The sequence below is a fragment of the Soehngenia saccharolytica DSM 12858 genome (genome assembly GCF_059568515.1).
Genome location: NZ_JCANTN010000005.1, coordinates 63,820 through 78,439, shown reverse-complemented (window position 1 = coordinate 78,439; position 14,620 = coordinate 63,820). Strand labels below are relative to the sequence as shown.

11 protein-coding genes are annotated in these 14,620 nt (G+C 31.7%); 6 read left to right on the top strand and 5 right to left on the bottom strand.

Going from position 1 to position 14,620, the window contains the following annotated elements; genetic code table 11:
• The first annotated feature begins 48 nt into the window (after positions 1 to 48).
• From BO51_RS02590 to BO51_RS02565, 6 genes are all read left to right on the top strand, one after another.
• A complete protein-coding gene (locus BO51_RS02590) occupies positions 49 to 963 on the top strand; it encodes an ABC transporter ATP-binding protein (protein WP_496483678.1) in 915 nt (304 codons plus the stop codon).
• Positions 960 to 1,820 (top strand): ABC transporter permease, encoded by an 861-nt coding sequence (locus BO51_RS02585; RefSeq protein WP_496483676.1) that lies wholly within the window; start codon positions 960 to 962, stop codon positions 1,818 to 1,820. Before BO51_RS02590 ends, BO51_RS02585 begins: the two co-directional genes overlap by 4 nt.
• A 63-nt stretch (positions 1,821 to 1,883) precedes the next feature.
• Positions 1,884 to 2,291 carry a gamma-glutamylcyclotransferase family protein gene (locus tag BO51_RS02580; RefSeq protein ID WP_496483674.1) on the top strand — a complete coding sequence of 136 codons (408 nt, stop codon included), beginning with the start codon at positions 1,884 to 1,886 and terminating at the stop codon, positions 2,289 to 2,291.
• Between the two features lie 13 nt (positions 2,292 to 2,304).
• Positions 2,305 to 2,808 (top strand): gamma carbonic anhydrase family protein, encoded by a 504-nt coding sequence (locus BO51_RS02575; protein WP_496483672.1) that lies wholly within the window; start codon positions 2,305 to 2,307, stop codon positions 2,806 to 2,808.
• A gap of 61 nt (positions 2,809 to 2,869) precedes the next feature.
• The gene (locus tag BO51_RS02570) at positions 2,870 to 4,561 is read left to right on the top strand and encodes a phospho-sugar mutase (protein WP_496483670.1); all 1,692 of its coding nucleotides are present in this window, start codon (positions 2,870 to 2,872) and stop codon (positions 4,559 to 4,561) included.
• A gap of 110 nt (positions 4,562 to 4,671) precedes the next feature.
• Positions 4,672 to 6,039 carry an MATE family efflux transporter gene (locus BO51_RS02565; RefSeq protein ID WP_496483668.1) on the top strand — a complete coding sequence of 456 codons (1,368 nt, stop codon included), beginning with the start codon at positions 4,672 to 4,674 and terminating at the stop codon, positions 6,037 to 6,039.
• Here the strand turns inward: BO51_RS02565 and BO51_RS02560 are convergent.
• The 5 genes from BO51_RS02560 to sdaAB are packed head-to-tail and all read right to left on the bottom strand — an operon-like array spanning position 6,031 to position 14,573.
• On the bottom strand, positions 6,031 to 7,080 hold the full coding sequence (locus tag BO51_RS02560; protein ID WP_496483666.1) for an NAD(P)H-dependent oxidoreductase: 1,050 nt from the start codon (positions 7,078 to 7,080) through the stop codon (positions 6,031 to 6,033). The two genes, BO51_RS02565 and BO51_RS02560, sit on opposite strands and share 9 nt — an antisense overlap.
• Positions 7,077 to 8,315 (bottom strand): Rossmann-fold NAD(P)-binding domain-containing protein, encoded by a 1,239-nt coding sequence (locus BO51_RS02555; RefSeq protein WP_496483664.1) that lies wholly within the window; start codon positions 8,313 to 8,315, stop codon positions 7,077 to 7,079. The genes BO51_RS02560 and BO51_RS02555 overlap by 4 nt, the downstream gene beginning before the upstream one ends.
• 19 nt (positions 8,316 to 8,334) lie before the next feature.
• Complete coding sequence (locus tag BO51_RS02550) at positions 8,335 to 13,035, bottom strand: cytidyltransferase (RefSeq protein ID WP_496483662.1); 4,701 nt, start codon at positions 13,033 to 13,035, stop codon at positions 8,335 to 8,337.
• Positions 13,019 to 13,900 carry an L-serine ammonia-lyase, iron-sulfur-dependent, subunit alpha gene (sdaAA, locus tag BO51_RS02545; protein WP_496483660.1) on the bottom strand — a complete coding sequence of 294 codons (882 nt, stop codon included), beginning with the start codon at positions 13,898 to 13,900 and terminating at the stop codon, positions 13,019 to 13,021. Before sdaAA ends, BO51_RS02550 begins: the two co-directional genes overlap by 17 nt.
• Positions 13,901 to 13,904: 4 nt before the next feature.
• A complete protein-coding gene (gene sdaAB / locus BO51_RS02540; RefSeq protein ID WP_496483658.1) occupies positions 13,905 to 14,573 on the bottom strand; it encodes an L-serine ammonia-lyase, iron-sulfur-dependent subunit beta in 669 nt (222 codons plus the stop codon).
• Between the last annotated feature and the right edge of the window lie 47 nt (positions 14,574 to 14,620).

The following is a 14,620-nucleotide window of genomic DNA, read 5'->3' as shown; positions in this document are numbered from 1 at the left end:
CAGATTATAACATAATCATTTAAAAAATAATATAAAAGAGGTGAAAAAATGGAAAAAATAATTGAAGTCAAGGATTTATTTAAATCGTTTGGTGAAATTAAAGCAGTTAATGGAATCAATTTCTTTGTGGAAGAGGGAAAACTATTTGCTTTTTTAGGGCCAAATGGTGCTGGTAAAAGCACTACAATAGACATATTGAGTACTTTAAGGCAAAAAGATAGTGGTGAAGTATTGATTAATGGATATGAGTTGGGTAAAGAAGATCAGTCTATAAGAAATTGCATTGGCGTAGTATTTCAAGATAGCTTATTAGATAATTTACTTACAGTAAGAGAAAACTTGTATGTAAGAGGAAGTTTTTACGATATAGAGAAAAATAAATTAGATGATGTCATAAAAGATGTAAGTCAAAAATGTGGCATCAATGATTTATTAAATAGGAGATATGGAAAACTTTCGGGGGGTCAAAAAAGAAGGTGTGATATTGCTAGGGCGCTTTTAAACATACCTAGAATACTTTTTTTAGATGAACCAACAGTTGGCTTAGACCCTCAGACCAGACAATCTATTTGGCATACAATAAGAGATATACAAGAGAAAGCGAACACTACAGTGTTTATGACGACCCACTATATGGAGGAAGCTAGTAATGCTGATTATATAGTAATAATTGATGACGGCAAAATAGTCGCATCTGGTACTCCGCAAGATTTAAAATCAAAATACACCTCAGATAAATTGATAATGTGGGCAAAAGACATAAGTAAAATTTTAGATTATTTAAAAATAAATAATTATAAATATTCAACAAAGAACGATGAAATAGTTGTAGAGCTAAATAATTCAAAAGAGTCAATACCTATATTGGAAGCAAATAAAGATTTTATAATGAGCTTTGAAGTGATAAAAGGGACAATGGATGATGTGTTTATATCTATTACAGGAAAGGAGATAAGAGATTGAAAGCATTGCTTATAAGAAATATGAAATTGTTTTTTCGAGACAGAGTGCAAGTTTTTTATTCACTTCTTTCAGTATTAATTATAATTGGCCTGTATGGACTTTTTTTAGGTGAAAACATTAGTTCTTCAATGGGCGATTATGAGGGAACTAGATTTTTAATCGATAGCTGGATAATTGGAGGATTATTAGTTGTAACACCAATGACTACATCATTAGGCTCATTGGCGATAATGGTCGAAGATAAACATAATAAGATTATTAAGGATTTTGCTTCATCGCCACTTACTTCAAGAACCTTGATGCTAAGCTATTTTTTAAGTTCTGCATTTATTGCTCTGATTATGTCCACTATTACATTGCTATTAGGCGAAATATATATTGTTTTAAATGGAGGTAATTTTTTAGGGTCTAAAGATATAATATTCGCTTTTGGGCTTATGCTACTAACGGTATTAACATCAAGTTCAATGATGCTGTTTTTTATCAATTTTTTTAGTAGTATGAATGCTTTTGCTGCCATGAGTACTATAGTTGGCACGTTAGCTGGATTTTTAACTGGCATTTATGTCCCTATAGGAGTCTTGCCTCAAACAATACAGACGCTAATAAAGATATTTCCATTGTCCCATTCGGCAGTGCTTTTTAGAAATATATTTATGGAAAAACCAATCGAGATAACATTTAAGTTAGCGGCAAAGGAATACATATATAATTTTAAGTTTGAAATGGGGCTTATATATAATTTTAGAGAGAGAAATATGAGTTTTTCCCAGCATATAATAATTCTAGTGGTAACTGCTTGCATTTTCTTTGCATTGTCTGTGAAATTATATAATTTTAGAAGAACGGAAAAGTGATTTAGATGTGTAAATCAAGTTACAATGGGTAAAATAGAAATAGTAAATTAGGAGGTGTTTTTTATGTTATACTTTGCATATGCAAGCAATTTAAGTAAAAAATACATGGCTAGTCGTTGTCCAAATGCATTGCCACTTAAAAAAGTAGTACTTAAAAATTATAAATTGACATTCAATGAATTAGCGGACATAATACCTTCTGAGGGCGATGATGTAGTTGGGGGCTTGTATCTAATATCAAAGCAAGAATTAGAGAAGCTTGATGTTTTAGAGGGTTATCCAGATTTATACGATAGAATAGTAGTGGAGCTTGAAGACGAACTTGGAAACAAGTATGAGGCATTAGCTTATACAATGGTAGAAAAGAGTTTACAGGCACCACCTGATAACTATTATAAAATTTTAGTTGAGGGTTACAACGATTGGGGCATAGAATTGGAAAGATTAGAAAGAGCTAAAAATATGGAGTAATGCGGAGGTTGGAATGATAAAAGACTTAAAAGAACGAAAGGCAAAAATTCATTCATCAGCATTTGTTGCAGAGAGCGCTGATGTAATAGGTGATGTAGTAATAGGTAAAAATAGTAGCATATGGTATGGTGCAGTTGTTCGAGGAGATATAGAAAATATTGAGATTGGAGAATATACCAATGTTCAGGATAATGCAGTAGTTCATACTGAAACAAATATTCCTACTAAAATTGGTGATTATTGCGTTATAGGACATAATGCTATAATTCATGGTTGTACTATTGGCAACAACACATTAATTGGCATGGGAGCGATTGTACTCAACAGAGCTGTAATAGGAAATAATTGTATAATTGGAGCAGGAACGATAGTCACTGAGGGAAAGACAATACCAGACAATTCAATGGTAATTGGGATTCCTGGCAAGATAGTTAGGGCAGTAACAGAAGATGAGATAATTTCAATAAAGAAAAATGCATTAAGATATAGCGAATTGTATAAAAAACATATAGACTAATTAGATTATCTTTGCTATAGTTTTTTTGAAACAACAGACAACAATTATTGGAGGGAAAAGTATGGACTACATGGAGAAGTATAAAATGTGGATTGAAGATCCTTATTTTGATGAGCAAACAAAGTCAGAGTTAATGAATTTAACAGACGAGAAAGAAATTGAGGATAGGTTTTTTAAGGATCTTGAATTTGGGACAGCTGGGTTAAGAGGAAAACTTGGTGCAGGTACAAATAGGATGAATGTATATACCGTATCTCTAGCTACACAAGGATTAGCTAGTACAATTCTTAAAAGAGGCGAAGAGGCTAAGAAGAGAGGCGTAGCAATAGCGTATGATGTTCGAATGTATTCGGACAAATTTGCTGAAATTGCAGCTAGAGTATTAGCAGCTAATGGGATTAAGGTATATTTATTTGATGATATAAGACCAACACCAATGTTATCTTACACAATTAGAAAGCTTGGCACAATTTCAGGTATAGTTATAACTGCAAGCCATAATCCAAAAGATTATAATGGTTATAAAGTATATTGGGAAGAAGGTTCTCAAATACTAGATGAAATAGCAGATGAAATTCTTTCTGAAATTTCAAAAATTGGTCATTATAAAAATGTAAAAATGATAGATTTTGAAGAAGCAAAAAATAAAGGCTTAATTCAAATTCTAGGTAAAGAGATAGACGATCAATATACTAGAGAAATATTAAACATGACCATAAACGATGAAAATGTTGATAAAGACATAAAAATTGTCTATACTCCACTAAATGGAACTGGGAACAAACCTGTTAGAAGAGTTTTAAAAGAGAGAGGCTTTAACAACATTATAATTGTTCCAGAACAAGAGAACCCTGATCCTACTTTTGCGACTGTAGGGTATCCTAATCCAGAGGATACTAAAGCATTTAAATACGCAAGAGACCTTGGGCTTAAAGAAAAAGCCGATTTACTATTAGCCACTGACCCTGACTGCGATAGAGTTGCTATTGCGGTGATGAATGATAAAGGCGATTATACCTACTTAAATGGGAATCAGACGGGAGCTTTGTTGGTAAATTACATTGTAACTCAAAGACATGCCAAAAATGATTTGCCATCAAATGCAGCGATTGTTAAAAGCATAGTTACTGGAGATTTGGGAAAAGCGGTTGCAAGTAAATATGGAGTAGCAACATTTGAAACTTTGACAGGATTTAAGAATATATGCGCTAAAGCCAATGAGTGGGACATTACAGGTGAGTACAAATTTTTGTTTGGATATGAGGAAAGTATCGGCTATGTTTATCAAGATTTAGTAAGAGATAAAGATGCCATTGTTTCTTCAATGCTTGTAGCCGAGATGGCTGGATACTATAAGAACAAAGGCATGTCATTGTTGGACGTACTTGAGAATATGTACCATGAATATGGCTATTATGCAGAGAAGCAGATATCAATTGTTTTGGAAGGAATTGAGGGGCAATATAGAATTAAAAGGATGATGGATGATATAAGACATCAACCTATCATGTCAATAGGTGAGATGATGCTTAAAGACACAATCGACTATTTAAGAGATGAAACCGATGCAGGGAAGTCAAATGTATTGAGATTTTTCTTGGACGATGGATCATGGTACGCGATTAGGCCATCAGGGACTGAACCAAAGATTAAATTATATATCTACACTATAGCAGAGACTAAAGAAGAGGCAAATGAAAAATTAAATCTGATAGAAAAAGTAATTTTACACAGAATGGAATCTGTCAATTAATTAAGATCATAACAATGGAGAGCGTTAATGCTCTCCATTGTTGTTTTTTGAAAAATATAGTGCTATAATATTTAGCGTGTCTAATTACATATCAAGTGAGGCGAAGCAGTTTGAATGAAAGTATTGTAAAAGAAAATAAGAGAAATAAGATTTTGAAGATAGCGACTCCAGTTTTTATCGAATTACTATTGGGTACTTTATTTGGCATGGTAGACATGATGATGTTGGGACATTTTGGTGGGCATGAAATATCAACTGCATCTATTGCAGCAGTAGGTATAACAAATCAATTGATTTTTATTGGACTTTCACTAGTGCAAGCACTAAATGTTGGCGCTACTGCTATGGTTGCCAGATACATTGGAGGGAAAAGAGAAGATAAAATTGAATCTGTTGTGAAGCATATCATAATATTAACTCAAGTCTTATTGGTAGTACCTATATTAATTCTTGGATTAGGATTTACAGAGGAGTTGATGCACTTTTTTGGAGCAAAAGCAGATGCAATTGCAATCGGAAAAGATTATTTCAAGATAGCTACTTTAGGATTTGCTTTTCAAAGCTTTAATTTTTCAATATTTGCAGCTCTAAGAGGCGCAGGCGATACTAAAACTCCTATGAATATAAATATAAAAGTAAATTTATTAAATGTAGTTGGGAATGCAATTTTAATATATGGTTTGTTTGGGATAAAGCCATTAGGCATTACTGGAGCAGGTATATCAACAACTTTTTCTCAATTTGTCGCGTTAATTTTCGTTACAAATCACCTTAGAAAAAGTCATAGCGTAATAAAGCTAAACATTAAAGACAAATTTCATTTTGATAAGGATGTTATATACAATTTAATCAAAATAGGACTTCCGGCATCATTAGAGCAAATCGCTTTCAGATTGGGAGTTTTGTTGTTTGTTAAAATAGTTGCTTCTTTAGGCACTGTAGCATATGCTACTCATCAAATATGCTTAAATATTTTGAATTTATCTTTTACTCCGGGTCAAGCTTTTGGCATAGCTGCCTCGACTCTGACTGGCAGAAGTTTAGGGTCAGATGAACAAGATGAGGCAGAAGCATACATAAAAGAATGCCAAAAAATTGGAGTAGTAATATCAATATTTATGATGATAATGTTTTTCTTTTTTGGCAAATATGTAGCAATGCTTTATTCAGATGATCCAGCTGTATTAAAGGAAGCTGCTAAAATATTGAAACTAATGGCTTTTACTATGCCATTTCAATGTTCACAACTAATCCTTTCAGGTGGGCTAAGAGGAGCAGGGGATACCGTTTGGACGTTGATATCCACTTTTATAGGGGTATTAGGCGTAAGAATTATAATTGCATATTATTTAGTTTTGGTACTAAAGATAGGACTAGTTGGAGCATGGATAGCTGTGTTCATAGACCAATTTACTAGATGGTTAGTTATTACGTTGAGATTTAGGACGAATAACTGGAAATATATAGCATTAAGATAGATAGAGATCTTTTTTAATATTGTCTGCAAAATTTTTAGCGATCGTTTGTATATTGGGAATTTTATTGATGTATCCTGGGTCATTTGCTGTCACTTCTAATGAGAAATACGGAGGCAACTCAAAAGTCTTATTTATATTTAGGCTGCTTATCAATTGTTTAGAAAGAGCATCAGACCCAGAATAACCTGAAACAACAACTCCAAAAACTCTTTTATCATAGAATTTAGTTTTTCTAAATAAGGCAGTTAACCTATTTATTGTAGCAACAATGTTTGCGGTGAGCATATCATTATAGTTTGGGCATAAAAATACTATAGTAGAAGAATCTAATATTGAAGGGTATACTTCTTCTACTATAATTCCACCATAATAACATTTTGATTGTTTGCCAAAATATTTACAAGTTTTATATCCGCAACCTCTACAGTCTGTTATTTTCCCATTTCCTAAGTTTATATCTTTTACATATAAATCTCCTAAATTATTCTTAACCATTTCCCAAAGCATAAGCGTATTTGATGTTTCCTTATTTGAAGAATGAATTGCGACAACATTTTTATTCCGATAAAATTCTTGTTCGGAAAAAAGTTTTCTTCCTAGTTCTTGAGATTTCATGAGGAGTATTTCTTCTAGAGGGAGATTGAATATTTTTTGCATAGCAATAAAATTGTCTAAGTTTTCATTGGCTTCAACTATTGGCCTTCCAGGGAACCTGCAACCCAATCTGTTCATCAAGTATATTACTTGTTGTGCATATGTCTTTGTAAAATTATTGTAATTACTATGAATTAGTATACTAGCTTTAGAATTCATTAAAGAATCTAACCCCTTTTGAGTTAATTTATCTAGTATTAAATTTAAATTATTATTTGTACCGATAGAATTTAATTCTATTGCCAATAGTATATTTTTATTGCTTAAATCGCAATCATCAGTTATATCGTAAATTCGAAGCATATTATTATCTTCTACTGCTGATTCTATCATTCTACATAGCATTTCACTTGGATTCGATGGTATTATTAATATATTTTCTTTCATATAATGCTCCTTAGTTCATTAAAAGATATTTCAATTCTTTGTCTCAGTTTATAATCTAAATTGTTCTGTTCAATTTCGATTCCGGAATTAGTTAGCCTCATTTTACTTCCAAAAAAAGCATCTTTCATCAAAGTTGAACCATAAAAAAAGTCACCTCTTATAGTTGCGAGTATTGACAAAGCTCCAGATGATAAGCTTGGGGCTACATAGGGTTTAAAGCCTAATTCTCGGACCTCTATATTTGCATTGACACATTTTTGTGTTAACAGCTTTGATTTATCATCGTCATAATTAATGATGCTGTCAGCAACAACTAATCCACTACCATGAGGGCCAAAAACTCTACCCTCATTTTTATAATGTAGAAGTGCAGGATCTTTTTCTGCGTAGTACACTGCTCGTGCATTCATGACACCTAAACCATAGCCAATGATTTGATTAGAAGCTAGACCATAAAAATCAAATTTACCATTAGCATCTTTATTGCTCGACAAAAATGCAGCCTTGCATAATAGCTCTACGGGATCGCTAACAACTGCAAATATTCCTTTAAATTTTTCATTTCTTGCCTTTATAGCATACTCAGAAACTATTTTGCTATTTTCTTCGAACTGAACCATCCTATAATCGCTTAACTTTTCACCGATTTTAGGAATACCTTTAGATGCACAGAATACAAACATGTCGCATTCAAACAACTCATCTTCATTAAGAACTTTAATTTTTGGGAAACGATCTACATCAAAAGGAACTCTAATCTGTTTTAATTCCCTTTCCCATCTCATTAATTTGTTTTCATTTCTATCGTAAATACCAATTTCAATGTCTTCTCCTAACAATACTAAACCTACAAGCAAAGTGCTTCCTACATCTCCTAATGCCATGACATTTATTCTCCATTTATTAGGAAGTTTTTTCAATTCATCTTTCCATGTAGGATAATTTGTGTTAATTGATTTTATTTTTCTTTCTGCTATTAGTTTTTCAATAAGTGGACTAATAGAATAATCAACAAAATCATTTTTGTAAAGCAAATTGACAGATTCATCTTTAGAAAACAACTGTGATACATCATTCAAACAAAATGCCCTTCTTGAATTTAATGGATTTTTAGGATTAAGATAATAAACTGTTTCATCAACAGAATCAAAGAATGTTTTCTCTTCTACTTGTTCAAGCTCCTCATATTCGATTGTTGAAAAAAGTTTATTATCATTAAATTTATAATAATGCATTTATACCCTCCTCTTAACTTTATGGTGATTCAAGTCTTTTTAAATAGACTAGGTCTTTTTTGATAAAATCTGATGGTTTCATGAAATTCTTTGCATAATGATTTTGGTCTATATCTGGTATTCTAGGTGTAAATAGTACTTCACCCAATGTATTTATGTTGAGATTTTTTTCGTTTATTTCTTGATATACTTTTTCAATTTCATTAAATATCAATAGAGTGTTTTCTAAACATATTTTTGATAATTCAAATACCTTTTTATTTAAGGAGTCTTTAATATATTTAGGATATACATAAGGCAGCAAAAGATTGACGCTGGTTAATAAATTACTATCCGATTGCTCTCCTTCTATCATATCTCCACCTAAGAACGGGTATTGGGCACTTTCATTTAACCATAATTTTAGATTGGGTATAAAATAAGCGCTATCGACATCTAAATTCATCAGTTGAGCCGTTTCTTTACCCCTACCTGACAGAATGCCAACTAATAATTTAGATATTTTTACGTCTTGTTCTAGTAGATGAGGAGCCACTATTTGCAATCTGTATCCATTATGTAATATGTCATCCACTAAAATTACAGGTCTACTGTATGATTTAATTACTTTACACTGCTCTTTTAGAGACAAATAGTTTGGAAAATTTCTTATTGTAAAGCTTTCCACATCTTTTGAAAACTGTTTTTCGGTGTGAAGAGTTTTAGTAACAGTATTTGGCACTAGAGTTTTGTTTAATATAATTCCGAAAGGGACACACATTTTTTTGCCAAGCTTGGTCTTATTGGAATCTACTGTCGAGACATTATTTTCATCACAAACTTTTTGAATGAGTTTTGAATATATCATATCTTTTGAAAAAGTTATCACTAAATTGCCTGGATATAAATCCGCTACGGCTTTTTTTAACCTATTTCTTGTCAAGCCGATTGCTTTTAAAATTTTTGGTTCAGAGCTATATGGTGATTTTAGCATATTTTCCAAGTCTAAATTAAGGCTGATAGGGTTATTCATATCTACTAGATAAATAGGACTATTATCGATTGCAAAATATGTTCTTAAAAATCCTTGAAGCTCAATACACTTTTGAGCTAACTCATTGTTTCCATTTATTATGCTATTGTAATATATACAATTATTGTAGTCTCTGTTTATTGCGATAGATAATGATTCATTTAAAACCATTTCCATATAAGTTTCATCAAAATTTTTTGAAAAAAGGCATGAGATAACCGCTGTTCTTCCATTTGAATTTTTTCTTATATATTCTGTAATATTCTGGTCTTTAAATTCTTCGAAAAGTCTCGAATGCCTTACCCAGTAAAATATTGAAAAAGCAAGTGGTTCAGAAGTGTTAGATTCAGTCAGAAGAACAATCCTATAACTGAGTTTATCTCTAACTTTTATTAGATTATCCTCGTTGATATATGATCCAAAGCTATTGATTAAAAAATCTACAAGCTCATCATTTAAATCTCTATAAATACTTACATTTATCTTTTTAGTCTCTATTAATGATTTATAGAGAGGCTCTCTTATATATAACTTAAAATTCCTTATATACTCAGCCGCCATAGGATCTATAAGCTTTGATATATCACGATTTTGATCTATGTAATCCCTTATTTTTGTCGAGCTAATATCCTCATATTGAGTAGGAAGCGACAATTCAATTACATTTCCCTTTATTTTTTTTAAGGCATCTTTTAGTTTATTTTCTTCAAATGAAGGCAGTGCAGAAGTTCTGCGATCGAATACAAGATGAGAAAAATTCAGAATTTCCTCATTTACTTTGTAAGCTGAAGCGTTTAGTATTACATCTGTGCCTACTGCCAAATAAACTTCCTTTGTAGTAAAGATATTTTTTAATAGTTCTAGATCGTTTTTATTGCTTATATTTATCGGCATGTCTGTTGGGAAAATGTAAATACCATCCTCTTTAGATACTGTCATGTTGATTATATTTCTTCGAAACTGATGAGCTTCTGTTCTTTTGGACCATGAAAATTCATCAACGGCCAGGAATACTTCAAAGCCGAGTTTTCGAATTTCTTTTGCAATTTGTCTATGACTTAGGCTAAAAGGATCAAATGCACCAGGAAAGAATGCAACTTTATCGAAGGATTCTATTGATAAATCGACTTTTTCAAATTCACATTCTAATATATACTTGTATATTTTGTTTAAAGATGCGGCATTACTGTAAAAAACATAATTGTTTTCAATTTTATCCTCCACGAGCGTAAGCAATTTCTTAGAGTATTTCGTAAACAACAGCTTTTTCTCTTGTAATGGCATATTCTTTGAACTGAATATTTGATTAGATATAACTGTCAATGACTCTATCTTTAGCTCATCTTTATAAGAAGACAGTGGCATAAGCAAAATGCTAAACAGCCTATATAGTCGTTTGCTATTAATTTCCATATCTTCAGGGAAAGAATTTTTATAATTATGATAATTCTCAATGGCTATACCGATGGTGTTTAATAATAAAATACATGTTTGAGGCTCGGAAACTTTAATCTTATCTTCTAAGTCATCTATTATTTCATCTAATTCTTTGGGTCTTAAGTACAAAAAGAGCTTGCCTAGATAGTTTGGAATGAACTTAGTAAATTGATAGTTGTCCATCTCAAGAGCTCTTAGAAGTTCAATAGCAACATCATTTCTTTGTTCTAAGGATAGCATAGGGAAGATTGACAAAAGAGTATGACCACTGTAATTTCTGACTTTCTCTATTGCACTTACTTTTAATAGATTGCAAAAGTGAATTGCAGTATGCATACCTGTTTCAACAGGATTTTTTTTGACTTGATCGTATAAAATATCTATGTTTATTTTTTTGTAAATCCAGCCAGTTGCAGTTTTCAAGTTTTCCAAAAAAATCTCTGAGATATTTGTTTTATCAGTTTCAAAATTATTTTCCAGCAATAGTTTCAATTCAGGGGATATATTTAGTTTTCCAGCTAAAATCAATCTTAGATAGTTTTCAGCAGTAGAATTTGCTTTTTTAGAATTATTTACTAAATAAAGAATTAGATATTCTTTAAAAGTTTTATCTAGCACACTATCAAATATTTCCAGACATTTGTCAAGAGTGCTTATTCTTATAGTTTCATATGGCGAGTTTAGATTTTCAAATAAATATTGTATGAATATATCCTGTCTGTTTTGATCCAAAAAATTAATTGGGATATAGCTAATTGTCTGAGTTAAATAAAACTGAGAAAGAACTGGAATATTTTGGCTATTTGTATAAAATTTACTCAGTGAGTCAAAATAAATCGTATAATAATTCTCCTTGCATTCTAAGAAAATTGATTTTACAATAGTTTTTAGATTATATAGCCATTCATTTTGAGATTCAAATATCTTGTAGTCTGGAAATAGCAAATCATTCAACAAGTCACTAAAAATTTGATCGCTTTTTTTATAATTAATTTCTACAGCTGCATCTTTTGGAAGTTCCTTTCTGTATTCTTCATCAAAATTTGCAATTATTTTACCGATTATTTCTGAGGATTCTTTTCTTATATCTTCCTCTTTATGTAATAATAAATCTCTTAAAAGACGTAATGAGATTTCTTTTTGTCTCTGTGTCAAATAAGTAGAGTATTCTCTTAGAATTTGAAGATATATTCTGAGACGTCTCCAGTCTTCTTCACCACGCGCCATTTCAAGGATTTCAAGAAATTTCTCTTCATTTATGAGGTTTGACATCAAATAGATGTTATTTTCTATTGATTTGTATTTGTATGTTGTTGCTATTTTATTGCTATCTAATAGGCAAGTATGTTGCTTTTTTCTTTGGCCTAATTGCCCTGATAAAGTAGTATCAACAGCCATAAATTGCAGATAGTCTTCAAAATCCTTTAGTTTAGCGTATACTTTTTCGTACCTTTTCATCTTTTGTTCAGTTAAATCGTCTAATTTATTGAGAATTACTTCAAATGAATCCTCCAATGTCAAAATTTTCATATTTAATACATCATTTTCTTTTACATTTTTTACTCTAAAATCCGAGTAGATTAATATCAATGATTCCAAGGGAAGAGTTTCCAATTCTAAATCCCAGGTTGAGTGATTTGAAGCTATATGACCCATTTTCTCCATATCATACTTATCAAACCAATATTGAGTGTAATAATAATGGAGGTATGGGACTCTTTTTTGTTCATTCATACTTACTCCGTATTTTCCAATGTCATGACCTAAAGATGAGGCCAAAACTACATTTAAGTCTATCGGCAAGCCTAATTCATTGAGCTGTAAAGCTATGTGCATCGCAACATTTTTTACACCTATAACATGTTCTAATGTGTTTCTTTCGTATAGAAACATGTCTAATTGCATGATTTCATATATATATGATGAGAGATAAGCTTCTCTAAACTTGTAATATTCTCTAGATTTTTCAAAATCATAATTAAGATAGTCATCGCCATTGATATATGATAAAAGACTGAGCGTTATTTCATAAATCTCTATCAAGCTAGGATCTATAGCTTTGGATTTTTTATGAGGATATGACTTGAATATAGCATAATCAAACAATTCAATTGCCCAGTCTCTAATAGAGTTGTCTTTTAATTTGCTGAGATATGGATTGATTTCATTTAAGAATACATCAATATTGAAGTTATGATTGTACTTTAATTCCAAGAGCTTATTAGCTATATCATTTGGGTAGATTAAATTTAGGTTATTCGGTAGTTCCATTGTAGAACCTCCTAGCAATTTCTTTTGCTGCAGGAGTTGTAGCTATACCTCCTAAAGCAGTTTCTCTCAATGTTTCAGGCAAGGATTTGCCAACTTTATACATGGCTTCCAATACTTCGTCAAATGGTATTAGACTTTGAACGCCAGCTAATGCTAAGTCTGCAGAGACAAATGCATTTACTACACCAGATGCATTTCTAAGAAAACAAGGGTATTCAACCAATCCAGCGACAGGATCACAAATCAAGCCCATGACATTTATTAGCGCAAAACTAGCTGCGTTAAATGAGTCTATTGGACTGCCACCTGCCATTTCAACAATAGCAGCTGCAGACATTGAAGCAGCGACACCACATTCTGCTTGACAACCTCCTTCGGCCCCTGATACAGTTGCATTTTTTGTAGCTAATTCACCAATTACTGCGGCTGTAAAAAGAGCGTTGACTAGATCCTCATCGCTTGAACCCAATTTCTCTTTGGCATTCAATATGCTCGATGGCAATATTCCTGATGCCCCAGCAGTAGGTGCAGCACATATGACTCCCATGGAAGCATTTACTTCAGATGTTGAAACCGCCATAGCCATAGCTTTATTTATTAAATCACCACTTAGAGATTTATTGCTATTCAAATAATTATTTATTTTTACTGCATTTCCACCAGTAATCTTTGAATGTGATATTATAGGTGATTCTAATCCTGATGTTGCTGATTTTTTCATTATTTCAAGTACACTTTTCATTTCATCGATAACATCTTTTTCTGTCAAATTTCGCATTTTTGCTTCTTTGAGTATAGCAATCTCAGAAATCTTTTTATTTTCCTGCTCGCACAGTTTAATTACATCAAAAGCTTTATTATACATTTGTTCAACTCCTAACTGGATTGATAAATTTAGCAATTTCTATATCTTTTATCTTTAATATTTCTTCTTTGGCTGAATCTGTTATCAAATTATCTGTTTCACAAACAAATGTTGCTAGATTGTTTGATCTTGTTACCTTCATACTTGCTATGTTAATTTCATTGTTTGAAAGAATGGTACTTATTTGACTGATCATACCTTTTTTATCTATGTATTTTAGAAGAATCGTAGGATATTGTCCAGTAAATTCAACATCATCTCCATTTATATTTGTTATGACAACATTTCCGCCTCCAATTGAAGAACCAATCACAAAAAATGATGGGCTATTTAGGTAGTGAAATTCAATTTTCGCTGTATTTGGATGTGCATACTCAAATTCAATTTCTTTAAACTCTATTGTTAAATTATTTGATTTTGCAATATCTAAGGAATGCTTTACCCTTTCATCTGAAGGCTCAAATCCTAAAACTCCAGCTACTAGAGCCTTATCAGTTCCATGGCCTTTGTAGGTTTTAGCAAATGAACCATGAAGGTAGAATATAACTTTATAGAATCCCTTTTCAGAAAGTTCCATAGCAGTCTTTGCAAGTTTTACAGCTCCTGCTGTATGCGAGCTAGATGGTCCAACCATTACAGGACCTATTACATCAAATATACTATAATCTTTCAATTATAAATCACCTCTAAGCTAATTATATTATTTATGTGAAGTTCTTT